Source organism: Rhodoferax sp. GW822-FHT02D07 (genome assembly GCF_058802405.1).
The window spans coordinates 392,967-416,159 of the sequence record NZ_JBXAOD010000002.1 but is presented as its reverse complement, the minus strand read 5'-3'; the positions used below and the strand labels follow the sequence as shown (position 1 = coordinate 416,159).

General features: G+C 62.6%; 23 protein-coding genes and 1 riboswitch. Of the genes, 12 read left to right on the top strand and 11 right to left on the bottom strand.

Going from position 1 to position 23,193, the window contains the following annotated elements; genetic code table 11:
- Window positions 1-104: 104 nt before the first annotated feature.
- Window positions 105-569: a glycine zipper 2TM domain-containing protein gene (locus AC1RNN_RS06620; RefSeq protein ID WP_493087598.1), complete on the top strand. Its 465-nt coding sequence runs from the start codon at window positions 105-107 to the stop codon at window positions 567-569.
- A gap of 81 nt (window positions 570-650) precedes the next feature.
- On the opposite strand, the gene AC1RNN_RS06615 is transcribed toward AC1RNN_RS06620, so the two are convergent.
- Window positions 651-953 (bottom strand): DUF2007 domain-containing protein, encoded by a 303-nt coding sequence (locus tag AC1RNN_RS06615; protein ID WP_493087600.1) that lies wholly within the window; start codon window positions 951-953, stop codon window positions 651-653.
- 38 nt (window positions 954-991) lie between these two features.
- Between AC1RNN_RS06615 and AC1RNN_RS06610 the strand changes: the two genes are divergently transcribed.
- Entirely contained in the window at window positions 992-1,612 is a 621-nt protein-coding gene (locus tag AC1RNN_RS06610) for a flavin reductase family protein (RefSeq protein WP_493087601.1), read from the top strand.
- A gap of 145 nt (window positions 1,613-1,757) precedes the next feature.
- Here AC1RNN_RS06610 and AC1RNN_RS06605 read toward each other — a convergent pair whose 3' ends face one another.
- Complete coding sequence (locus tag AC1RNN_RS06605; protein WP_493087603.1) at window positions 1,758-2,681, bottom strand: pyridoxal-phosphate dependent enzyme; 924 nt, start codon at window positions 2,679-2,681, stop codon at window positions 1,758-1,760.
- Between the two features lie 83 nt (window positions 2,682-2,764).
- On the opposite strand from AC1RNN_RS06605, the gene AC1RNN_RS06600 reads away from it, so the two are divergent.
- A complete protein-coding gene (locus AC1RNN_RS06600) occupies window positions 2,765-4,120 on the top strand; it encodes a KAP family P-loop NTPase fold protein (protein WP_493087604.1) in 1,356 nt (451 codons plus the stop codon).
- A 127-nt stretch (window positions 4,121-4,247) separates the two neighbouring features.
- Here the strand turns inward: AC1RNN_RS06600 and AC1RNN_RS06595 are convergent, their stop codons facing one another.
- From AC1RNN_RS06595 to AC1RNN_RS06575, 5 genes are all read right to left on the bottom strand, one after another.
- The gene (locus AC1RNN_RS06595; protein WP_493087606.1) at window positions 4,248-5,660 is read right to left on the bottom strand and encodes an amidohydrolase family protein; all 1,413 of its coding nucleotides are present in this window, start codon (window positions 5,658-5,660) and stop codon (window positions 4,248-4,250) included.
- Window positions 5,661-5,673: 13 nt separating this feature from the next.
- On the bottom strand, window positions 5,674-6,471 hold the full coding sequence (locus tag AC1RNN_RS06590) for an ABC transporter permease (RefSeq protein WP_493087607.1): 798 nt from the start codon (window positions 6,469-6,471) through the stop codon (window positions 5,674-5,676).
- Between the two features lie 22 nt (window positions 6,472-6,493).
- Window positions 6,494-7,312: an ABC transporter ATP-binding protein gene (locus tag AC1RNN_RS06585; protein ID WP_493088225.1), complete on the bottom strand. Its 819-nt coding sequence runs from the start codon at window positions 7,310-7,312 to the stop codon at window positions 6,494-6,496.
- A 32-nt stretch (window positions 7,313-7,344) separates the two neighbouring features.
- Window positions 7,345-8,412: an aromatic ring-hydroxylating dioxygenase subunit alpha gene (locus AC1RNN_RS06580; protein ID WP_493087608.1), complete on the bottom strand. Its 1,068-nt coding sequence runs from the start codon at window positions 8,410-8,412 to the stop codon at window positions 7,345-7,347.
- 122 nt (window positions 8,413-8,534) lie between these two features.
- Window positions 8,535-9,521 (bottom strand): ABC transporter substrate-binding protein, encoded by a 987-nt coding sequence (locus tag AC1RNN_RS06575; RefSeq protein WP_493087609.1) that lies wholly within the window; start codon window positions 9,519-9,521, stop codon window positions 8,535-8,537.
- Window positions 9,522-9,810: 289 nt separating this feature from the next.
- Here AC1RNN_RS06575 and AC1RNN_RS06570 point away from each other — a divergent pair, with 289 nt between their 5' ends.
- Entirely contained in the window at window positions 9,811-10,242 is a 432-nt protein-coding gene (locus tag AC1RNN_RS06570; protein ID WP_493087610.1) for a PACE efflux transporter, read from the top strand.
- A gap of 21 nt (window positions 10,243-10,263) precedes the next feature.
- Entirely contained in the window at window positions 10,264-10,662 is a 399-nt protein-coding gene (locus tag AC1RNN_RS06565) for a hypothetical protein (protein WP_493087611.1), read from the top strand.
- A 55-nt stretch (window positions 10,663-10,717) separates the two neighbouring features.
- Here the strand turns inward: AC1RNN_RS06565 and AC1RNN_RS06560 are convergent, their stop codons facing one another.
- The 3 genes from AC1RNN_RS06560 to AC1RNN_RS06550 form a co-directional block, all read right to left on the bottom strand.
- Entirely contained in the window at window positions 10,718-11,374 is a 657-nt protein-coding gene (locus AC1RNN_RS06560) for a LysE family translocator (RefSeq protein ID WP_493087612.1), read from the bottom strand.
- A gap of 39 nt (window positions 11,375-11,413) precedes the next feature.
- Window positions 11,414-11,878, bottom strand: a complete 465-nt coding sequence (locus tag AC1RNN_RS06555; RefSeq protein ID WP_493087614.1) for a 6,7-dimethyl-8-ribityllumazine synthase — start codon at window positions 11,876-11,878, stop codon at window positions 11,414-11,416.
- An 84-nt stretch (window positions 11,879-11,962) separates the two neighbouring features.
- A riboswitch (FMN riboswitch) is annotated at window positions 11,963-12,120 on the bottom strand.
- A gap of 120 nt (window positions 12,121-12,240) precedes the next feature.
- Window positions 12,241-13,059, bottom strand: coding sequence for an AraC family transcriptional regulator (locus AC1RNN_RS06550; protein ID WP_493087616.1), 819 nt, complete (start codon window positions 13,057-13,059; stop codon window positions 12,241-12,243).
- Window positions 13,060-13,153: 94 nt separating this feature from the next.
- Here AC1RNN_RS06550 and AC1RNN_RS06545 point away from each other — a divergent pair, with 94 nt between their 5' ends.
- The 7 genes from AC1RNN_RS06545 to kdpE all read left to right on the top strand — a co-directional run bounded on the left by AC1RNN_RS06545 (window position 13,154) and on the right by kdpE (window position 22,631).
- A complete protein-coding gene (locus AC1RNN_RS06545; RefSeq protein WP_493087618.1) occupies window positions 13,154-14,392 on the top strand; it encodes an MFS transporter in 1,239 nt (412 codons plus the stop codon).
- Window positions 14,393-14,550: 158 nt separating this feature from the next.
- Entirely contained in the window at window positions 14,551-14,658 is a 108-nt protein-coding gene (locus tag AC1RNN_RS06540; protein WP_493087619.1) for a potassium-transporting ATPase subunit F, read from the top strand.
- Window positions 14,658-16,457: a potassium-transporting ATPase subunit KdpA gene (gene kdpA, locus AC1RNN_RS06535; RefSeq protein ID WP_493087621.1), complete on the top strand. Its 1,800-nt coding sequence runs from the start codon at window positions 14,658-14,660 to the stop codon at window positions 16,455-16,457. The genes AC1RNN_RS06540 and kdpA overlap by 1 nt, the downstream gene beginning before the upstream one ends.
- 28 nt (window positions 16,458-16,485) lie before the next feature.
- Window positions 16,486-18,561 carry a potassium-transporting ATPase subunit KdpB gene (kdpB, locus tag AC1RNN_RS06530; protein ID WP_493087623.1) on the top strand — a complete coding sequence of 692 codons (2,076 nt, stop codon included), beginning with the start codon at window positions 16,486-16,488 and terminating at the stop codon, window positions 18,559-18,561.
- Window positions 18,562-18,572: 11 nt separating this feature from the next.
- A complete protein-coding gene (gene kdpC / locus AC1RNN_RS06525; RefSeq protein ID WP_493087624.1) occupies window positions 18,573-19,142 on the top strand; it encodes a potassium-transporting ATPase subunit KdpC in 570 nt (189 codons plus the stop codon).
- 4 nt (window positions 19,143-19,146) lie between these two features.
- Complete coding sequence (locus AC1RNN_RS06520) at window positions 19,147-21,924, top strand: DUF4118 domain-containing protein (protein WP_493087625.1); 2,778 nt, start codon at window positions 19,147-19,149, stop codon at window positions 21,922-21,924.
- Window positions 21,925-21,929: 5 nt separating this feature from the next.
- A complete protein-coding gene (gene kdpE, locus AC1RNN_RS06515) occupies window positions 21,930-22,631 on the top strand; it encodes a two-component system response regulator KdpE (RefSeq protein ID WP_493087626.1) in 702 nt (233 codons plus the stop codon).
- Here the strand turns inward: kdpE and AC1RNN_RS06510 are convergent.
- Entirely contained in the window at window positions 22,628-23,131 is a 504-nt protein-coding gene (locus AC1RNN_RS06510) for an Lrp/AsnC family transcriptional regulator (protein WP_493087627.1), read from the bottom strand. The genes kdpE and AC1RNN_RS06510 overlap by 4 nt on opposite strands.
- Window positions 23,132-23,193: the final 62 nt, after the last annotated feature.

Sequence of the window (23,193 nt, the reverse complement as noted above, 5' to 3'; positions counted from 1 at the left end):
AGGCGCAGTCCTACGTCAAGTCGGGATTCTGTCCTCTGGTACCAAGCGCGTGCGTCAGCCAAACTGACGTCGTGGTTTTTTGAGTCACCACAGAAGGAAATACCATGAACTTGTCCCCCATCCCTGCCAATCAACCCCGTGCTTTCCGTCTGCATCCCCTGATTGCAGTCGCTGCGGGCTCTGTGATTTTGGTGAGCCTGTTGGGCGCCGCTGCCATTACGGGCATTCTTCCCACCTCGAACGCCAATTCGCCCGCTGCCGTTGCGGCAAGCGCTGCGGCGGACGTGAAACCGCTGCCGGCACTGCCCGCGCAGACCTCCGCAAGCCATAAGGCCACGAGCCAAAAGACGTCCTCCCAAGTGGCCGCTGCGTCTACGGCGCCTGCGCAACCCGCCGCTGCGCCGGCCCAGAAGAACAGCGCCATCGGTATCGGCGTGGGTGCCCTGGTGGGTGGTGCTCTGGGTAGCCAAATCGGCAGTGGCGATGGCAAAACCCTGGCCACCATCGCTGGTGCCGTAGGCGGTGGTTACGTGGGCAATGAAATTGCCAAGAAGAACGCTGCTCCCTAATCCCCAGCCCGTTCCCTGACAACACAGGCCTTTGGCGTCATGCGCTGAAGGCCTGTTTTGCGTTGTGTTGTCGGCCAGTGCCTATCGGGGCATCCACACACCGCAGTTCCAGCACTGCTCAAAACCGCCTTCCACCAGTTCGCCGCACACACACCACCACTGCCGCTGCGGAACGTGCTGCAGGTGGTGCAGCATTTGCCGGGCTGCAGCCTCCTGCTCCGGGTGCCGAATCCACACCTCGGGCATGCATTGGTCGGGTGGCAGTTCACCCGCCGCACTGCCCAGGAATTGCCGTTGCACACTGGCTTCAATCCCCTCTGTCGTGAGCGCATCTGCCCACAGCGTTGCTATCTGCAGATTGGGTGCTTGGGTCAGGCGTGGCATGCGAGTATTGTGGCCATATTCGCAACCAACACGCTGCAATGTCCGACACCTTCCACTCCTACGAGCCGCGCCTGGGCCACGGCCTCAAACACGACCCCTTCAACGCCATCGTGGGGCCGCGTCCAATTGGCTGGATATCGTGTGCGGACGAACAAGGGCGGGTCAACCTTGCCCCGTACAGCTTTTTCAACGCGTTCAACTACGTGCCGCCCATCATCGGGTTCTCCAGCATTGGCTTCAAGGACACGATTCGCAACGTACAGCAGACCGGTGAATTCGTCTGGAACCTGGCGACCAAGCCCCTGGCCGAGGCCATGAACCAGACCTGCGCCCCGGTGCCGCCTCACGTCAACGAGTTTGAATTGGCCCAGCTCACACCGCTCCCGTCCCGTCTCGTGAAGCCCCCGCGCGTGGGCGAGAGCCCGGTGTCGTTTGAATGCAAGGTCACGCAGATCCTGCAACTGCAAGGGATAGACGGGCAGCAAGTTCCCACCTGGCTGGTGTTGGGCGAGGTCGTTTTTGTTCATATCGCCAAGACGCATCTGGCGGCAGACATTTACGACACGGCCCACGCCGGACACATCTTGCGGGGCGGTGGCCCGGCAGACTATTTCACGGTTGGGCCAGAGCAACTCTTCAAGATGACAAGGCCGCAGTGAACGAAGCCCATGAGGCGCCTGTGTAAGTAATACGCGCGCTGACCGGGATACCAGGGGAATATGGATAAAAAGTGCCTCTAGCCCCAGTGGAATATGCGCAAGCAGCTACTGGTTTTATAGTGCTAAGCCTGCGAAAAATCCGTTCTCAGGCGCCTCGCCACTGGCGGATTTGCGCCACCGTGGCGGTGGCGCCACCGCACACGATGAACAACACGTTGCGGTAGGGCGTCAGCGCCGCGTTGGCTTCGTAGGCCAGCGCCAGGCTGGCGCCGCAGGCCGGTTCCACCAGCACGCGGTGGTCGGTCAAGAAACGCTCGCACGCATTCAGCGCACTCGCGTCTGACACCAACACACTCTGCACCGGGCGCTGCTGCGTCCACTGGAAAGCCTGTTCACACACACGCTTGGCCCCGAGTGAGCTGGCAACGCTGGTGATGGCGTCCAGCGCCACCGTGTGCCCCGCCTGCATGGCTGCGTGCAGCGAAGCGGCGCCCTCTGTCTCTACCGCAATGATGGGCACCTGCTCCCAGCCATTGCGCGCCATGCCCTCGGCCACGCCCGACAGCAGGCCACCACCACCCACCGACAGCACCACCGCATCGGGCACCACGCCCGCGTGGGCCACTTCGTCAATCATGGTTGCGTGGCCCGTCCACAGCAGCGGGTCGTCAAACGGATGCAAAAACGCATCGTCCGGCCCCACCAGCGAGAGCGCCACCTCATTCGCCTCTTGCCAAGACGCACCATGCACGATCACGTCCGCATCCTCCAGCCTCAGCAGCTCTTGCGCCCGCGCCGTGGTGGTCTGCGGCACCACCACCGTCACGGGGATGTCCATCACCCGCCCCGCATACGCCACGGCCATGCCCGCGTTGCCGCCCGACGACGACACAAAACGCTTGGCCCCGCGCTGCGCATAGATCTGGCAGGCATGGCCAATGCCACGAATCTTGAAACTGCCGGGCGGCTGCAGGGCTTCCATCTTGAGCCAGACGGTGCGCTGCACGAGCTGGCTGAGGGCGCGGGATTCCAGGAGAGGGGTTTGTAGGTGGAGAGGTGTTTGTGACATGGTGGAGAGGTTAACGCACGGTCATATACTGAAGTGAAAGCAAGAAAAACGAGAAATTTAACGCCACACATTTCGGGCTGCTCATGAAAATCGTAACCCCTTCAATTACCGTCGAAGATGACGACGGATTTAAGAATGATGTACTTCAACGCAGGGCTTTCGGTGAAGCATTGTCAAACTTGGTACTACGTTCGACCGACGAACTCGTCATCTCTCTTGACGGAAAGTGGGGTGAAGGGAAGACTACCTTCGTCAAAATGTGGCAAGGACTTCTGAAGGAGCAAGGTGTTCCCAGCATTTACATCGATGCATTTCAGAATGACTACACAGACGATGCCTTCATTTCAATAGCTAGCGCAATTACTTCATATGTGGAGCGAAACTCCACTCAGACCGGAGGGGGGAAGAGTTTCAAAGCAAAGGCTATGAAGGTGGGTGTTCGTCTTCTATCTTGGACCGCAAAAGTCGGTGTTAAGGCGGCCACCCTTGGTGTGATCAAGGAGTCAGACATTGACTCGTTATCGGAATTAGCGGATGACGTTGCCACTGATACATCTGATGCAGTTGCAGAGTTGGTAACAGAACGATTAAATTCCCATTCCAAAGAGGGTGACCTAATTGGGTCATTCAGAAAATCTCTATCTGAGCTACCTGAAAAACTAAAAGATAACCATAGTGGTCGTTTAGTCATCATTGTTGATGAACTCGACAGATGCAGGCCCTCTTTTTCTGTTGAATTGCTTGAGAAGATAAAGCATCTATTTTCAGTAAAGAACGTAGTGTTTCTTCTAGTAATGCACAAGGAACAGCTACAAGAAGCAATCAAGTGCATGTATGGCAATAACATTGATGCACATACGTATCTTCAAAAGTTTATAAATATTGAAACTACGGTCCCCAAGAGGGTTTCGAACCCTTATACCAATGATTTGGATACCTATTGCAAAAAGCTGATTCAACTACATGAACTTGAAACATGGGGGGACGAGCGAAATATCGTTGAATGTCTTGGTTCTCTTGCGCGCCACTTCAATCTTTCCTTACGGCAACTTGAGAAGGTCTTTACGAATTTGTCGATCATTTACGGAACTTCCACAAAAAATCAATTAAGAATTGTTCCTGTCATCACTTTTTTAAGTGTCCTGAAGGTTGTGAAACCAAACGTGTTTAGTCGACTTCTATTTGGTAATTTGCGGTATTCCGAACTTCGCGCTGAAGTAGAGTTTATGGTTCAAGATTCAAAAGATTACGATGATCTAAAGCTATCTTGGATAACTTCATGGATCAAGTTCAGCTTGTTTACTGACGAAGAGTACGAGAAGCTGGATGTTAATGATCAAGTTAGACGATTTGAAAACTCACTTTGGGAATATAACGTTGATAGAAAGCGATTGGTTCCAATTTTTTGCGAAAAGCTAAGCATGTTTGTTGTGAACTAGTGTCCTCATAAGCCGAAATTTGGTTGAGGTTATGAAATTGGTGTAAGTGACTTAATTGGGTGTGCAAATTGATTGCCAAAAATGAGATTGAGTTTTCATTGATGTCATATGGCAATCTCGCATACTCTTAACTTGCCATCAGCCTCTTCACCGCCCCCCGCGCCTCCGCCCTCAGCTTCCCCACATCTACCCCCCGCAGCACATCGTCCTCGACAACGAGCTGCCCATTTACCCACAGCCCCGTCAGCGTAGGCCGCCCGCCACTCGCCACCGGCCCCACGGCCACATCGTGCAGTCCAAAGTAGCGCGGGTCGTCCAGCGCATACAGCGCAATGTCCGCGGCCATGCCGGGGGCTAGCGTGCCTATGGCGTCCAGGCCCAGCACCTTGGCGCCGCCGGATGTGCCCCAGGCCACCACGTCGTCGGCAGTCACAGCGGTGCTTTGTCCTTCGCCATTGCCACCGCGATAGAGCGGTTGGCAGCGGTCACCCGCGGCAGCGCGCTGCATGAGCCAGGCGGCGTGCACTTCGGAAATCATGTCGGCAGCCTCGTTGGACGCAGCGCCGTCCACGCCCATGGAGATGGGCACGCCGGCAGCCTGTAGCGCCAGGATTGGGGCGATGCCGCTGCCCAGGCGGCCGTTGCTTTGCGGGCAGTGGGCGATGCCGGTGCCGGTGCTGCCCAAGAGGGCTATCTCTTCGGCGTCCAGCTTCACCAGATGCGCAAACCACACGTCGCCGCCCAGCCATTCGTGCTCCGCCACAAAGCGCACCGGGCTCATGCCGTGCATGTTGTGCACGGAGTCCTGGTAACTCACCGTCTCTGACAAATGCGAGTGCAGGCGCAGCCCTAAGCTGCGCGCGGTGCGAGCGCACTCCACCAGTTCGGCCGGGGCCATGGAGTAGGGTGGTGTGGTGGGCGCCATCACCACGCGGCGCATGGCGTTGGGGGATGCGTCGTGGTACTGCTTGGTCAGGCGTTGCACGTCACCCAAGAACCCATCTAGCGACTCGGGGCGCAGGGCCTGGGGCAGTTCGGCTTCCAGTTGGCGCACCTTGGTGGCGCCGCCGCGGCACAGCACCATGCGCAGGCCCATGCGCTCGGCTTCCTCAAACAGGATGGCCGAACTGTCGAAGGGCATGCCGGGGTAGTACAGGTAGTTGTGGTCGGCCACGGTGCCGCAGCCCGACAGCGCCAGCTCCAGCAGGCCAATGCGCACGGCGGTGCGGAACAGGCCTTCGTCAAACGCGGCGCGAAAGCGGTAGGGCGTGGCGGCCAGCCAGGCGGTCAGTGGCAGGTCCAGCCCATGCGCGTCGCCCTTGATGAGCGACTGGAACAGATGGTGGTGCGTGTTGACCCAGGCGGGGTAGACCACACAGTCGGTGGCGTCCACGATGCGTTCACCGGGCTCGGGCGTGAGTTGGCCGATGGCGTCGATCACGTTGCCGCGAATGCGAATGTCGGGCCCGGCGGTGCGGGAGGCAGCGCCGCGCTGACCGGTGACGATGGCGGCGGCGTTGCGGATGAGGGTAGAGGTCATTGTGTTGATGTAGTTAGGCGCCTTGCGCGCTGTCGTGCCAGTGGCCCAGGGCTTTTTTGCTGAGCCAGTCCATGCTGACGAAGAGGGCGATGCCGGTGAGCGAGATGAGGGCCAGCGCGGCAAACAGGCGCGGGATGTTGATCTGGAAACCGGCCTGCAAGATCTCATACGCGAGGCCCGCGCCGGTGCCGCCCGTGCCGGCCACAAACTCGGCCACCACCGCGCCAATGAGCGCCAGCCCGCTGGAGATGCGCAAGCCCCCAAAGAAGAAGGGCAGCGCACTGGGTATGCGCAGGCGCAACAGCGTTTGCCAGCGGCTGGCGCGGTTGAGCTTGAACAGGTTGATCAGCCCGGGGTTCACGCTGCGCAGGCCCAGCACGGTGTTGGAGATGATGGGAAACAGCGTGACCAGCGTGGCACAAATCACCAGCGCCAGCGTGGGCTGCTTGACCCAGATGATGATGAGCGGCGCCACCGCCACCACGGGCGTGACCTGCAGCAGGATGGCGTAGGGGAAGAGGCTGGCCTCGATGAGGCGGCTCTGCACAAACAGAAACGCTGCGATGACGCCCAGCACCGTGGCCAGCACAAAGGCCAGCACGGTGATCTTGAGCGTAGTGCCCAGCGCCAGCAGCAGCGAGGGGCCGTCCGTCAGCAGCGTGTGCGCAATGTCTGTGGGCTTGGGCACCAGATAGACCGGCACCTGAAAGGCGGTGCAGATGCCCTGCCACAGCAGCAAGAAGGCGGCGCCCACCACCAGCGGGGCCAGCCATTTGAGGGTGTTGGCGCTTTTGAAAAAAGAGGTTTGCATAGCGTGTGTTCCTTGATGCAACTCAGTGCAAATCGGCGGGGTCGCTGGCGGCCATCAGCATGGCGGACAGCTCGCGGCAATGCTCGGCAAACGGGGGCGAAAGGCGGTAGGCCTCGGAGCGGTCGGGCTCATCCAGCGGCACATCGGCCACGATGCGGCCGGGGCGCGCGGCCATCATCACCACGCGGCTGGAGAGGAACACCGCCTCGTAAATGCTGTGCGTGACAAACACCACCGTCAGGCCCGTGGCCTGCCAGAGGGCGCGCAGGTCGGTGTCGAGCTTGTTGCGCGTGAACTCGTCCAGCGCGCCAAAGGGCTCGTCCATCAGCAGCACATCGGGCTTCGTCACCAAGGCACGCGCAATGGACGCGCGCATCTGCATGCCGCCTGAAAGCTCACGCGGGTACACGTGGCCAAAGGCGCCCAGGCCCACCTGGGCCAGTGCCGTGGCCACGCGTGCATTGGCCTCTTGCACGGGCACCTTTTGCAGGTCCAGCGGCAGGCGCACATTGGCGGCTACGGTGGCCCAGGGCATGAGCGTGGCTTCCTGGAACACCATGGCCGAGGTGAGGCCGGACTTGGATGGGTGGTCGGCCCCGGCCCAGCGGATATGGCCGTGGCTGGGCTCTTCCAGCCCGGCAAACATCTTGAGCAGCGTGCTCTTGCCGCAGCCCGAGGGGCCGAGCAGGGAGACAAAGTCGCCGCGCTGGATGCGCAAGCTCATGCGTGCCAGCGCGTGGGTGCCGTTGCCATAGGTCTTCTCCACCTTGTTGGCGTGCAGCACGGTTTGCGCGTCGGGGGTATCTGGTATGGGCGGGGCCGGGGCTTCTTCGTCGGCCATGGCCGTGTCGGTGCTGGTTTTCATGAGCATGCTCACTCCTTCGCAGAAGACTCGAGATGGATGGGCACCACGGTGCGGCGGTTGCCGGCGTGCATTTCCACTTCGCCGTGTTCGGCCAACACGTCCATCAGCATGCGGCGGATCAGCAGGCCGGGTTTGTCGGACGGCATGTGGAATTCCTGGCGGCGCTTGGTGTCGATGCAGGCGTCGGGGTCGGTCGCCTCCAGGATGTCGCGGTCTTCGGCGGTGATGGCCGCGTCCCAGTCGATCAGCTCTTGCGTGCTGCACTGTTCTTCGGTGTCGTTGCGGTACAGCCATTGCACCAACATGAGGCGGTCGTCGCTGATGGGGGTGGCGCAGTTGTAGATGATGTGGTCGATGCCACTGTCGGGGTAGTGGCAGCCAAAGCGGCGCGAGAAGGGCAGGTAGTACTTGTTGGCCAGGCGGCGCGTGGTGGTGGGCGTGGTGGCGCCGGTGACGCGGTGGCCGGCGGGTGGGTTGTTGATTGGGATGGTGGTTTCGCCCTCAAAACCAAAGACGGTTTCCACCAGTTCGTACTTCTGCGGCACGGGCTGGTTCAGGATGCCGAAGTTGGCTTTGTGCACAAAGCTGAAGTGCGAGTTGTCGAACGAGTTTTCCATCACGCGCACCGGGCTGGTTTTCCACTCCTCATAGAACTGGAAGATGCGGCGGTAGCCGGGTGCACCATCTTCGGGAAAGTGAGGGATGGGGCGCAGCGGGTCTTCCAGTGCTACCCACACGTAGCCGTATTTCTCCTGGCAGTGGAAGGCGGGCACCTTGGCACCGGCGGGGATGGCCGCGTCGGGGTTTTGCGGGATGCGCACGCAGGCGCCGCTGCAGTCATACGTCCAGCCGTGGTAGCCGCAGACGATGTGGTCGCCTTCGACAAAGCCTTTGGACAGCTTGGCGGTGCGGTGGCAGCAGCGGTCGTGCAGGGCGGCGGGTTCACCATTCGCCTTCTTCCACAGCACCAGGTTTTCACCCAGGAGTGTGAAAGGTTTGGGGCCATCGTCCAGGTGGCTGATGGGCATCAGTGCGTACCAGAAGCGGCGCAGCACGGGTTGTTGAGTTACCAACATGGTTCTCTCTCCAGATGTGCTGCCCCACGCGTGTATGCAGTGAGTACGGTGGGGCAGCGCTGGCCGGCGCGCCAGAATGGTCGCCTTCGCCAGCGGGACTCTCAGTCAGGTTTGGTGAGCGGTCAGGGCATGACCTTGAGGTCTTTAACGAACTGGGTGGTGTAGGCCTTCTTCCAGTCGGTCTCAGCCTTGAGCAGGCCCGCACCCACCATGAAGTCGTAGGTCTGCTTCCAGCGGGCATCGGTCATCACACCGGCGCCCAGCTTGGCGGCGTCGCCACCGTCAAACACCTTGAGTTCTTTCATGCGCTGGATGGCAAAGGTGATTTGCTCGTCATCCATCTTGGGGTTGTCCTGCTTGATGAGCACATTGCCCGCCGCAGGGTTGGCCAGGTAGGCCTTCCAGCCCTCGATACTGGCGCGCACGAAGCGCTGCACCACGTCGGGCTTCTCGGCCACCAGCTTGGTGGTGGACACGATGGTGGTGCCATAGGGCGGGTAGCCCTCATCGGCAAACAGGAAGAACTTGGTTTTGACGCCCGCCTTGTTGGCCTGGAAGGGCTCGGACGAGGGGTAGGCTTGCTGCACTACGTTGGCGTCGGCAAAGAAGGGCTGCAGGTTGAAGGTATAGGGGCGCGCCTGTTCTTCGGTGTAGCCATATTTGGCTTTCATCCAGGGCCACCAGGTGGGGCGCCCCGAGGTGGAGACCAGTATGGTTTTGGTTTTCAGGTCGCCCAGGCCACTGACGTTTTCATGCGTCATCAGGCCCTGAAGGTCTTTCTGGAAGGACGTGGCCACGGTGGTGACTGGCAGGCCTTGTTCCAGCGACTTGAGCACCTGCAGGTCATATCCCATGATGAAGTCGGCCTGGCCTGCGGTGAGCAGCTGCATGCCGTTGACCTGTGGGCCGCCCATCTTGATGGTGACGTCCAGGCCGTGTTTTTTGTAGATGCCTGCAGCCAGCGCCTGGTAGAAGCCACCGTGTTCGGCCTGTGCGTACCAGGAGGTGAGGAAGGTCACCTTGTCTTGCGCCCAGGTGGCGGTGGACAGGGCGGCCAGTGCGGTAGCGCAGGCCAGGCGGGTGAAGTGTTGGGTCAGTTTGCGTTGCATCGTCAATCTCTCCAAAAGTTGATATGGAAAGACGACAGTGCCGAGGCTAAGCAGCAGCCTGATGGCCGCCAGTCTCTGTTGGGTGCAAACCCAAATGCTGAAAGCGCACTTTCAGCATGCGACGGCACTACCGTCACCAGAGCAATGACCGATAACCTGGGCGTGCGCCCGGTGGTTACTGACAGCTTCTACTCTGATCTGGATCAAGCAATTGGTGTGCCAGATGAATTGCACTGTTTTGGTGTGCGGTGCCAGCAGGCCAGGGAGGCAGCCCTTACTATCAGCCCCCATGTCTCCCATTCGCCGCCGCATCCTGCAGGCCATCCTGTACGAAAGCATTGCCATCGCCGTTGTGACGCCCACGCTGGCGTTGCTGTTCTCCCACCCACCCGGTTCGGCCTTTTTGCTGGCGGCGGTTATGTCGTCCATTGCCCTAGCGTGGAACTACGTGTTCAACAGCCTGTTTGAGCGCTGGGAAGCGCGTCAGGCAGTGAAAGGGCGCTCGCCCGCGCGGCGTTTGGCGCATGGCATCGGCTTTGAGGGCGGGCTCGCGCTTATCTTGGCGCCGGTGATGGCGTACTGGCTGGACATTTCGCTCTGGGCCGCGATGGTGGCGGACTTCGGGTTGCTGCTGTTTTTCTTTGTCTACACCGTCGCGTTTACCTGGGCCTTTGACAAGGTGTTCGGCTTGCCTGAATCGGCCCGCACCTCATCCCCCTGAACACATTTTTAGGAGCCGCACATGCAGTGGATTGCCAAATCGTTGAAGTGGATCATGTTGATCGCCGGTGTGCTGACCTGCACCATGCTGTACGCCGCCATCGACCCACTGGGCGCCTTGCGCGCCACCTTTGGCGCGACGCTGGACGACGGGCCGCTGGTGCAGATCGTCGTGCGCAACTGGGGTGTGCTGATCACACTGGTGGGGGCGCTGCTGATCTACGGCGCCTACCGGCCCGCCAGCCGGCCGCTGGTGCTCACGCTTGCCGTGGTGAGCAAGCTGGTCTTCATTAGCCTGGTGCTGACGTATGGCCAGGCTTATCTGGGCCAGGCTGGGCTGACGATTGGGTTTGACCTGCTGGTGGTGGTGCTTCTGACTCTGGGGCTGGTGCAGTCGCTTCGCCAGCAAGTCAAGCACTAAAAAGGCTTCTAGCCCCCGTGGAATCTGCGCAAGCAGCTTCTTTTTTGATAGCGGTTCAGGCCGCGACCTTGTTCTTGAGTCGCAGCAGGCTCAGGCCCAGCAGCACAAACAGCCCACCGGACACGCGGTTGAACAGGCGTTGCCGCAGCGGGTTGGTCAGTTGACCCTTGAACATGCGGGCTACCAGCACATACGACAGGTGCGAGAGCAGCGACATGGCCACAAACGTGCAGGTCAGCACCGCTACCTGTTCAAACACCGGCGCTTCTGCCGTGATGAACTGGGGGAAGAGGGCGGAGAAGAAGAGGATGGCCTTGGGATTGGTCAGAGCCACGCCCATGCCCTGGCCGTAGAGCCGGCGGGTGATGGCCTTGTCTTCTGCGGAGCCGGCCACATGGGCGGCCGACTCTGCCGCAGCAAACGACACTGCCTGGCTGCGCCATTGCTTGATGCCCAGGTAGATGAGGTACAGGGCGCCGGCCACTTTCAGAACCGTGAAGGCCAAGGCCGACACCGCCAGGATGGCGCCCATGCCGGCCATGGCCACGCCCGAGATGATGAACAGGCCTGTGGCATTGCCCAGTGAACTCGCCACCCAGTCCCGCTTGCCATGCGCCATGGCGTTGGAGATGGCCAGCAGCACCCCGGGGCCGGGGCTGAAGCACACCAGGAAGGCAACGCCGCAGAAAACTAGCCAGTTGGAGAGGTGCATGGTCGGTATCCGGGTGGAAGAGGCAGGGGAGTCGGAAGATTATCCGGCGACCGGCAATTCCTGAAGGGCACGCAGGGTTTGCAGGCAGGCCTGAGCGACCTCGGTACCCTTCTTGACGAAGTGCGCACGGAAAAAATTCACGTGCTCTTCATGCTCGTGGAAGTCGCGCGGGGTGAGCACGGCGCTGAAGACAGGCACATCGGTGTCCAGTTGCACACGCATCAGCCCGTCGATGACGGCGGTGGTGACGAACTCGTGGCGGTAGATGCCGCCGTTGACGATGAGGCCCGCGGCAATGATGGCGTCATAGCGGCCGCTGCGCGCCAGGCGCTGGGCGTGAAGGGGAATCTCGAAGGCGCCGGGTACCTCGAAGTGATCGATCTGGCTGGGGTCTATGTCTTGCCGCTGCAGCTCGGCCTTGGTGGCGTTGGTGCTGCTGTGGACGATGTCGCGATGCCACGAAGAACTGATGATGGCAATGCGCGGCGAGGAAGTCTGATTCATGGTGGTCTCAAAAGAGGATTAACAAGAATCAGGGCGCACGCAAACGCAGAACAGGCGCGCGTATGGGCGTGCCCGATCTGGTGTGCGCGATCTCTTTCATCCGGACTGTGACCGTCGGCTCTGGCATCTCACCAGATCTGCTGACCCCACGCCGGCAAGGGCTGGCGTGGGCGCTCGCGGGCTGCTGGAGTCAGGCTCCAGATACCGCCGGTGGGGAATTTCACCCCGCCCTGAGAACGCGGCAACCCTTGCGGGCTGCGGGGCGGATTCTAGCCTCGGCGCCAAGACCCTATGGCCAATACGCCTCCAGCCCCCGTGCTATTTGCGCAAGCAGCTATGAAAACCATAGCGGTTTGCGCAGCTCAGGCGGCGTTTTTGGCCAAAAAGTGGCTGGGCGGCTTGCCCATGGCCTGCTTGAACATGGCGGAAAACGCGCTGTCGGTCGCGTAGCCGGCGGCTGCGGCCACCTGGGCAATGGGCACACCGCGTGCCAGTTGGGGCAGGGCATGGGCCAATACAGCCTGCAATCGCCATTGCTGGTAGCTGGTGCCCAGCTCGTCGCGGAAGAGGCGGGCCATGGTGCGCTCGCTGGCGCCCACGTCGGCCACCCATTCGCGCAGCTGGCCGCGCTCGGCCGGGTCGCGCAGCACGGCTTCGCACAAGGCGCGCAGGCGCTTGTCGCCATGTTCGGGGTGGGGCATGGGCACGCCCAGGGCCTGGGTGTCGGCGCGGGCCATCTCGTCGGCGGTCAGTGTCATCAAGGCATCGTCGCGCGGTCCGGGCTCGCTGCCTTCCAGCGCATGCACCAGCTCGCGCAGCAGCTTGCTCACCATCAGCACGCGGCATTCCGTCCAACTGGCGGGCAGTGCGCCCGGAAAAATGTCTACCGTACGCAGCTCGGCCGTCTCCAGCACCACTACGTTGTGCTGCACGCCGGGCGGAATCAGCACCGCGCGGCTGGGCGGCACGATGAAGGTGGTCTCGCGTTCGTCCTGCGTTACCGTCACTTGCATAAGGCCGCTGGCGCAGTAGGTGAACTGGGCCCAGGGGTGCTGGTGTGGCTCAATGTGGGCGTCCATGGCCAGCGAGCGGGCCCTGCTGCGCACTGGGCGCGCCGCCGTGGGCGGACGGTTTGCCGATGTGTCGAAAGACACGGGGTTGCGTGCGGGCTTGCGTTGCATGGGGCTTGATCGGTAGGTCAGGTTTGGCGGGATTTCGGTAATTATTGTCTTTTTATCGTAATCAGGAAACTGCGGGCGCGCCTACGATGCAGCCATGACTACCGCCACGCTCAACGCTTCCACCCCCGCCGCGCCTGCCAATCCCATGAAGCAGGACGCCACCGTCATCGGCCTCGTCGGCTTGGCACATGCCAGCTCGCACTTCGGCCATCTGCTGCTGCCGCTGTTGTTCCCCGTCTTCATGAAAGAGTTTGGCCTGAGCTATTCGCAGCTGGGCTTGTTGATGACAGTGTTCTTCGTCGTGTCGGGTGTGGGCCAGGCCTGCGCCGGATTTGTGGTGGACCGCCTGGGTGCCCGTCCCCTGATGTTTGCCGCGCTGGCCACTTTTGCGCTGTCCTGCGTGGCGGCCTCCCTGGTGACGGGTTATGCGGGCCTGTTTGTCGTGGCTGCGCTGGCCGGTCTGGGTAACGCTACCTTCCACCCGGTGGACTTCACCATCCTCAACCAGCGTGTCTCCGCGCCGCGTCTGGGCTATGCCTTTAGTGCACACGGCCTCACCGGCAACCTGGGCTGGGCTGTGGCACCTGTGTTCTTTGCGGGGCTGGGCGCGCTGATCGGCTGGCGCCATGCCTATCTGGCTGCGGCGGTCATGTACGTGGCCATCCTGGCGCTGCTGGTGGTACAGCGCAAGCACCTGAGCACCAAGGTGGTCGCGCGTCCCGCGCCGAATTCTGAAGACCATGCGAAGAAGGAACACGACCTGGCCTTCATGAAGCTGCCAGTGGTGTGGTGGTGCTTTGGCTTTTTCCTGCTCTCCACCATGACGCTTGCCGTGGTGCAGAGCTACGCGGTGTCCATTCTCAAAGCCATGCACGGCGTGAGCTTTGAGGCAGCCACACTCACCATCTCGTCCTACATGCTGTGCGGCGCCGTGGGCATGTTCATTGGCGGCTTTGTAGCCGCCAAATCGGCCCACTCTGACCGCGTGGTGGCCTGGGCGATGGCGGCTGGGGCTGTGCTGCTGGCCCTGTGTGGCACGGGTTTGCTGGGCGCCACAGGCACCATGGTGGTCTTGGCCATCACCGGCTTTGCGGTGGGCATTGGCGGCCCCTCGCGCGACATGATGATCAAGAAGGCCACCCCCAAGGGCGCTACCGGCCGAGTCTATGGTTTGGTCTATTCCGGCCTGGACACCGGCTTTGCCATTTCGCCCATCGTCTTTGGCGTCTTCATGGACCGTGGTTGGTACGGCGCCACGCTGCTGGGCGCGGCCCTGGTGCTGCTGCTGAGCGTGGGCGCGGCGCTGGGCGTCGGGCTGCGTACTGCCAAGTAAGCGCTGCCTAGTAAAGGATTCAACCCCTGACGGCCTGTGCCGTCAGGGGTTTTTTCTTGGGCGTTTACGCTTTTTTTATACCCATGCCCTGAATCTCAACCCCGTTTTTATGCCCGTCTGACCACACTTTCCCCATCCAATCTTGATGGAGAGAAATGATGGAAACGGTGAACACATTGCATGTGGTCTACGGCCTGGGTGGTACCTGCGCCGGCCTCCTGCTGGCCTATCTGGTTTACGCCCTGGTGCGTGCGGAGGACTTCTGATGAGCAGCTCGGCATGGGGGCTGCTGGCCCTTTTTCTCACCACACTCTTGATCGCATCCTGGCCCCTGGGCATCTGGATTGCACGCTTGAGTTCCGGCCAATTGCCACAGTGGATGCTGCGCCTGGAGGCGCCTTTGTTCCGGCTGGCTGGCACTTCGCCCGACCAGCCCATGTCCTGGAAGCAATACACCTGGGCGCTGCTGGCCTTCAATGCGCTGGGCGTGCTGGCGGTGTTTTTGCTGCAGCGCTGGCAGACCGTGTTGCCGCTCAATCCCGCAGGCATGGCCGATGTGTCGGTGGACTCGGCGTTCAACACCGCAGTGAGCTTTGTCACCAATACCAACTGGCAAGGCTATGCAGGCGAGTCCACCATGGGCTACCTGACCCAGATGCTGGGCCTGGCGGTGCAGAACTTCCTGTCCGCCGCCACTGGCATTGCGGTGGTTTTTGCGCTCTTCCGCGGCTTTGCCGCCAAATCGACCGCCGTGATTGGCAACTTCTGGGTCGACATCACGCGCATCACCACCTGGCTGCTGCTGCCCCTGTCGCTGGTCTTTGCCATTTTGCTGGTGGGGCAGGGCGTGATCCAGAACTTTGACGCCTACCAGCAAGTCACTACGCTGGAAACCACGGCTTTCCAGCAGCCCAAGCTCAGAGCAGACGGCCAGCCTATGCTGGATGAGAAGGGCGCCCCGGTGATGGAAGACGCCAGCACCTCGATGCAAACCCTGTCCATGGGCCCGGTGGCGTCGCAAGAGGCCATCAAGATGATTGGCACCAACGGTGGCGGCTTCTTCAACGCCAACTCGGCCCACCCCTATGAGAACCCCACGGCGCTGAGCAACTTCCTGCAGATGCTGGCCATCTTCCTGATCCCCGCCGCCCTGTGCTTTGCCTTTGGCCGCGAGGTGGGCGACCAGCGCCAAGGCTGGGCCGTGCTGGCGGCGATGACGGTGATGTTTGTCATCGCCGTGGCGGCCATCATGCCCGCCGAGCAGGCGGGCAACCCGCAGATCGCCGCACTGGGTGTGGACCAGACCACCAGCGATCTGCAAAGCGGCGGCAATATGGAAGGCAAGGAAACCCGCTTTGGCATCACCGCCAGCAGCCTGTTTGCCGTGATCACCACCGCGGCCTCCTGCGGTGCGGTGAACGCGATGCACGACTCCTTCACACCCCTGGGTGGCATGGTGCCCATGGTGATGATGCAGCTGGGCGAGGTGGTGTTTGGCGGCGTGGGCACCGGCCTGTACGGCATGCTCATCTTCGCCATCCTGGCGGTGTTCATTGCGGGCCTGATGATTGGCCGTACCCCCGAGTACCTGGGCAAGAAGATCGAGTCGCATGAGATGAAGCTCACCTCGATCGCGATTCTGGTCACGCCCATCCTGGTGCTCGCAGGCACCGCCATTGCCGTGCTTGCTGGCGCTGGCAAGGCCGGCATTGCCAACCCTGGCGCCCACGGCTTCTCCGAAATCCTCTACGCGCTGACTTCTGCCGCCAACAACAACGGCAGCGCCTTTGCGGGCCTGTCAGCCAACACGCCGTTTTACAACTACCTGCTGGCCATCGCCATGTGGTTTGGCCGTTTTGGCGTGATCGTGCCCGTGTTGGCCATTGCCGGTGCGCTGGCTGCCAAGAAACGCTTGCCCGCCACCGCGGGCACTTTCCCCACACACGGCCCGCTGTTTGTGGTGCTGCTGATTGGCACGGTGCTGCTGGTGGGCTTGTTGAACTACGTGCCCTCGCTGGCCCTGGGCCCGGTGGTGGAGCACCTGATGCTCTGGCCTGCCGCGTAAACACAGCCCCTATTTGCGAGAACTCTGTATGACAAGCAAAAACTCCTTAACCCTGATGGACCCCGCACTGGTCAAACCCGCCGTGTGGGCCGCGTTCACCAAACTGCACCCTGCCGTGCAATGGCGCAACCCGGTGATGTTTGTGGTCTATATCGGCAGCATCGTCACCACCTTGCTCGGCCTGCAAGCCTTGCAGGGCAACGTGGGCGAGTCCGCGGGCTTCATCCTCGCCGTGGCCGTCTGGCTCTGGTTTACCGTGCTGTTTGCCAACTTTGCCGAGGCACTGGCTGAGGGCCGCAGCAAGGCACAGGCCGATTCGCTCAAGGGCCTCAAGAAAAGCACCTGGGCCAAGAAGCTGAAGGAGCCTGTCCATGGTTCCACCTGGTTGCCCGAGCAGGCGGAAAACCTGCGCAAGGGCGATGTGGTGCTCGTTGAAGCGGGCGACATGATCCCCGTCGATGGCGACGTGATCCAGGGCGTGGCGACCGTAGACGAAAGCGCCATCACGGGCGAATCGGCTCCGGTGGTACGCGAATCGGGCGGCGACTTTGCCTCGGTTACCGGCGGCACGCGGGTACTGTCGGACTGGCTGGTGGTACGGATTGGCGTGAACCCCGGCGAGTCCTTTCTGGACCGCATGATTGGTATGGTGGAGGGCGCCAAGCGCCAGAAGACTCCCAATGAGGTGGCGCTGACCATCCTGCTGGTGGCGCTGACCATCGTATTCCTCGTGGTCACCGTCACGCTGCTGCCGTTCTCCATCTTCAGCGTGGAAGCCGCAGGCAGCGGCACCGTGGTCGGCATCACGGCCCTCATCGCACTGCTGGTCTGCCTGATCCCCACCACCATCGGCGGTCTGCTGTCGGCCGTGGGTGTGGCGGGCATGAGCCGAATGATGCAGGCCAACGTAATTGCCACCTCGGGCCGCGCGGTGGAAGCGGCTGGCGATGTGGACGTATTGCTGCTCGACAAGACCGGAACCATTACCCACGGCAACCGCCAGGCCGCGCTGTTCATTCCCGCTCCTGGCGTCAGCCTGGCCGAGTTGGCCCAGTGCGCCGCGCAGTCGTCCATGACCGATGAGACCCCCGAAGGACGCAGCATCGTGACCCTGGCGCAGGGCAAGGTGAAGATCGAGCCGCTGGTGGGGCGCATCGAAGAGATCGCCTTTACGGCACAGACCCGCATGAGCGGTCTGAATTTGACGCGTGCCGACGGCAGTACCCGCCAGTTGCGCAAGGGCGCAGTGGATGCTGTACGCAAGTACCTGGAGGCTCAGGGCCGCAGCATGCCAGCCGAAGTGCTGCGCGCCGCGGACGAAGTCTCGCGCCGCGGTAGCACACCGCTGGCCGTGGTGGATGGCACCCAGGTGCTGGGTGTTGTGGAGCTCAAGGACATTGTGAAAGCCGGCATCAAGGAGCGCTTTGGTGAATTGCGCCGCATGGGCATCAAGACGGTGATGATCACGGGCGACAACAAGCTCACGGCGGCCGCTATCGCCGCCGAGGCTGGTGTGGATGACTTTCTGGCGGAGGCCACGCCCGAAGACAAGCTCACGCTGATCCGCAGCTACCAGGCTGAAGGCCGCCTGGTCGCCATGACCGGTGACGGCACCAACGACGCGCCCGCACTGGCCCAGGCCGATGTGGCCGTGGCCATGAACAGCGGCACGCAGGCCGCCAAGGAAGCCGGCAACATGGTGGACCTGGACTCCAACCCCACCAAGCTGCTGGAGATTGTGGAGACCGGCAAGGCCCTGCTGATGACACGCGGCTCGCTCACCACCTTCTCCATTGCCAACGACGTGGCCAAGTACTTCGCCATCATCCCGGCCATTTTTGTGAGCACGTATCCGCAGCTGGCTGCGCTCAATGTGATGCGCCTGGGCAGCCCCAACTCGGCCATTCTGTCAGCCGTGATCTTCAACGCGCTGATCATCGTGGTGCTGATTCCGCTGGCACTCAAGGGCGTGAAATACCGGCCGGTGGGTGCGGCCGCGCTCTTGCGCCGCAACCTTGCCATCTACGGCCTGGGTGGTTTGGTGGTGCCCTTTGTGGGTATCAAGGCTATCGACCTGTTGCTTGTCGCCCTGAATCTGGTTTAAGGACTTCTGCCATGAACACATCCATTCGTCCCCTGCTGGTTCTCTTTACAGCTCTCACGCTGGTCACCGGTGTGGCCTACCCCTTGGTGGTTACGGGGATAGGGCAAGCCGTGTTCCCGCACCAGGCGCATGGCAGCCTGATCGTGCGCGATGGCAAAGCCGTGGGCTCGGCCCTCATCGGCCAGAACTTCAGCGATCCTGGCCACTTCTGGGGCCGCCCTTCGGCTACCGGCCCGTTTGGCAACAATGCAGCCGCATCCAGCGGCTCCAACCAGGGCCCGCTGAACCCGGCGCTGGTAGACGCCGCCAAGGCCCGCCTGGAAGCCCTGCGCGTCGCCGACCCGACGAATACCGCCCCTGTGCCGGTAGAGCTGGTGAGCGCTTCGGCCAGCGGGCTGGACCCGCATATCAGCCCCGCCGCGGCCCAATACCAGCTGGCGCGCGTGGCCGCCGCCCGCAAGCTGGCGCCGCAAGCCGTGCAGGCTCTGGTGGCGCAACACACCACACGCCCGTTGCTGGGGGTGCTGGGTGAACCCGTGGTCAACGTGCTGCAGCTGAACCTGGCGCTTGATGCACACTAAGTAGATGGCAAGCCTTTCTGATTCCCGGCCCGACCCGGACGCCCTGCTGGCGCAGCTGCAGGAGGCGCAGGCCACGCAGCGGCGCGGCAAGCTGCGTATCTACTTTGGCGCCAACGCAGGCGTGGGCAAGACCTACGCCATGCTCAGCGCGGCACAGCGTGCGCAGCGCGCTGGCCAGCGGGTGCTGGTGGGCGTGGTGGAAACCCATGGCCGCAAGGACACCATGGAGCTGCAGACCGGGCTGCAGGTGCTGCCCCTGCAGGAAATCGCCTACCGAGGCCAGGTTCTGTTCGAGTTGGACATTGACGCCGCCCTGGCCGCCAAACCCGACATACTGCTGGTGGACGAACTGGCCCACAGCAATGCCCCCGGTTCGCGCCACCCCAAGCGCTGGCAGGACGTGCAGGAGTTGCTGGACGCGGGCATTGACGTCTGGACCGCGCTCAACGTGCAGCACCTGGAAAGCCTCAACGGCACAGTGGGTGCCATCACCGGTGTGCGCGTGAACGAGACCGTGCCCGACACCGTGCTGGACGGGGCAGACGAAATCGTGCTCGTGGATGTGACGGCGGACGAACTGCTGGCACGCCTGAAGGCCGGCAAGGTCTATATCCCGCAGCAGGCCGAGCGCGCCAGCCAGAACTTCTTTCGCAAGGGCAACCTGATTGCGCTGCGCGAGATTGCCCTGCGCCGCACGGCGGAACACGTGGGCGACGACGTGCGCAGCTACCGCCAACACCTGGTGCAAACCTCACGCCAGCAGAATGCGGCGGACCAACCGGCCTGGAACACCTCGGGCGTGCTGCTGGTCTGCGTGGGCCCGCACGCGGGCGCCGAACATGCAGTGCGCAGCGCCGCGCGCCTGGCCGGGCAGCTCAATGTGCGCTGGCATGCGGCCTATGTGGAGACGCCTGCCCTGCAACGGCTGGCCGCGCAGGACCGCGATCGCACGCTGGCCGTGCTCAAGCTGGCGGAAGAGCTGGGTGGCAGCACGGCCGTACTGGCAGGCGACGACATTGCCAGCGCCTTGCTGCAGCATGCCCAGACCCTCAACTGCGCCACGGTGGTACTGGGCCGCCCGGTGCCGAGCAACTGGCGCAGCGTGTTGCGCCTGTTGCGCCCCACACTCACCCGCCAGCTCGCCAATCTGGCGCCCACGCTGGACATTGTGGAAGTGGGCTTTACCGACAGCGTGCGCAAGCTGGGCCAGGCTCTGCGCCGTGAGGGCGAAGACGCGCCACAAGCCAGTACCGGCCAGCGGGAAACCTGGCTGCGCTACGGCGGTGCGGTGGCGGCCTGCCTGTTCACCACGGCGCTCACCCAGCCCCTGCTGCCCTGGTTTGACCTGGCCAACATCGTCATGCTTTTTTTGCTGGGTGTGGTGCTGGTGGCAGTCAAGCTGGGCCGTGGCCCAGCTAGCCTGGCGGCCGTGCTGTCGGTGGCCTCGTTTGATTTCTTTTACGTGCAGCCGCGCCTGTCGTTTACGGTGAGTGACGTGCAGTACCTGGTGACGTTTGCGGTGATGTTGGTGGTGGGCCTGCTGATTGGCCAACTCACCGCCAACCTGCGCTTCTCGGCCTTTGTTGCGGCCAGCCGCGAGCGGCGTGCGCAGGCGCTGTTTGAACTCACGCGCGACCTGTCTGCCGCGCTGCAGACCGAGCAGGTGGTGGAGTTGGGTGAGGCCGCCGTGCGACGCACTTTTGGCGGCGATGCCAAGGTGCTGTTGCCCGACAGCGGTGACCAGCTCGCGCTGCCCGCCGACCTGCCGCCCGGCCTGGATGGCAGCATTGCCGACTGGGCTTTCAACAACGGCCAGCATGCCGGGCTGGCCACCTCCACATTGCCGTCCAACCCCTGGCACTACGTTCCGCTGAAAGCCCCCATGCGCCTGCGCGGTGTGCTGGTGCTGCAACCGGCGCAGGCGCGCTGGCTGCTAATTCCTGAACAGGTGCAGCAGCTCGACACACTGGCGCGGCAGATTGCCATTGCGCTGGAGCGCGTGCACTACGTGGATGTGGCGCAGGGCGCGGTGGTGCAGATGGAGTCGGAGCGCCTGCGCAACACGCTGCTGGCGGCCATGTCGCACGATGTACGCACGCCGCTCACGGCGCTGGTTGGCCAGGCGGAATCGCTGGCGGCCTCCAACACACTCAGTGCGGATCAAAAAATCTCGGCTCAGGCCATCAGCCAGGAGGCGCGTGAGCTCAGCGCACTGGTGGGCAACCTGCTGGAGATGGCGCGGCTGGAAAGCGGGCAGGTGGAGTTGCGCATGGAATGGCAGTCCACCGAAGAGGTGGTGGGCAGCGCCATCCGCGCGGCGCGCCATGGCCTGGGTGCGCTGCAGGTGCGCGCCGACCTGCCGGCCGATCTGCCACTGGTGGAATTTGACGCCGGACTGATGGAGCGCGTACTGGTAAACCTGCTGGAGAATGCCGCCAAATACGGCGTGAGCACGCCGCCCGAAAGCCCGGCCATCGTGGTGTCTGCCCAGGTGCGGGCCGACGCGCTGGAGCTGCGCGTGCGCGACTTCGGCCCGGGCCTGCCGCCCGCCAGCCGCGGCAAAGAGGCGGACCTGTTTGAAAAATTCACGCGCGGCAAAAACGAATCGTCCACCCGTGGCGTGGGCCTGGGCCTGGCGATTTGCAAGGCCGTGGTGGATGCCCATAAGGGCCGCATCAGCGCATGCAATGCCGAGGGCGGTGGTGCAGAATTCACCATCACCCTGCCGCGTCGCGCGCCGCCGCCCGCGCCCACTGAAACCGACGAAGCCAACGAAACCTGAGCCCCATGTCTACCCCTGTGCCCGTTGCCGTGCTGATTGAAGACGAGCCCCAGATCCGCCGCTTTGTGCGCGCCGCGCTGGAGGCCGAAGGCTGGCAGGTGTTCGAGGCCGAGACCGCGCAGAACGGCCTGCGCGACGCCGCCACCCGCAAACCCGACCTGCTGGTGCTGGACCTGGGCCTGCCTGACGGCGACGGGCTGGACGTGATTCGCGATGTGCGCAGTTGGTCGGCCGTGCCCATCGTGGTGCTCTCGGCGCGCAGTGACGAGGGCGACAAGATCGCCGCGCTGGACGCGGGCGCCGACGACTACCTCAGCAAACCCTTTGGCGTGGGCGAACTGCTGGCCCGCGTGCGCGCCAACCTGCGCCGCCCGCGCGCCGCTGCCGAACAGGGCAGGGCGGATGACTCTGTCTTCACCTTCGGCGACATCGCCATCGACCGCCAGGCCCGCCTCGTGCACCGCGCAGGCGCCGAAGTCCACCTCACCCCCATCGAGTACCGCCTACTCCTCGTTCTGGTCGCCAACGCCGGCCGCGTCCTCACCCACCGCCAACTGCTACGCGAAGTCTGGGGCCCCTCTCACGCCAGCCAGAGCCACTACCTGCGCATCTACATGGGGCATCTGCGGCAGAAGCTGGAGGTGGATCCGAGCCAGCCGCAGCATCTGTTGACTGAGACGGGGGTGGGGTATCGGTTGATGCTCTAGCCGCCACGCTTGAGATGGGCCAGCGGCAACTCCGTGTTGCTCTTGATCCGGTTCAGCACGATGTTTGAGCGAATCTGCCCCACGCCCTGGATGCGGGTGAGGCGGCGTAGGACGTGTTCGGAGAGGACGGCGAGGTCGGCCGCCACGATCTGCAGGATGTAGTCCGATTCGCCGGCCACCGAGTAGCACTCCAGCACCTCGGGAAAGCTGGCAATCTCGCGCTCGAAGGCCAGGCCCTCGTCGCCGCTGTGGCGGGTAAGGGTGACGTAGGAGATGGCGCGCACGCCCAGGCCGATAGCGGCGGGCTCCAGCAGTGCCACATAACGGCGGATGATGCCCGCGGCCTGTAGGCGCTGCACGCGCCGGCTCACCTGCGAGGCCGAGAGGTGCACCTGCTCGCCAATCTGTTGGTGGGTGGCATAGGCATCACGCTGCAATGCAGCAAGAAGGCTCACATCAAAGCTATCGAGCAGCGAATCTTCGTTGTTGGAAGGTTTCATGCATGAATTATGCATTTCTATAGGCTTGTGGGTGAGAAAACGCAACCCCAATGCGTGCGCTC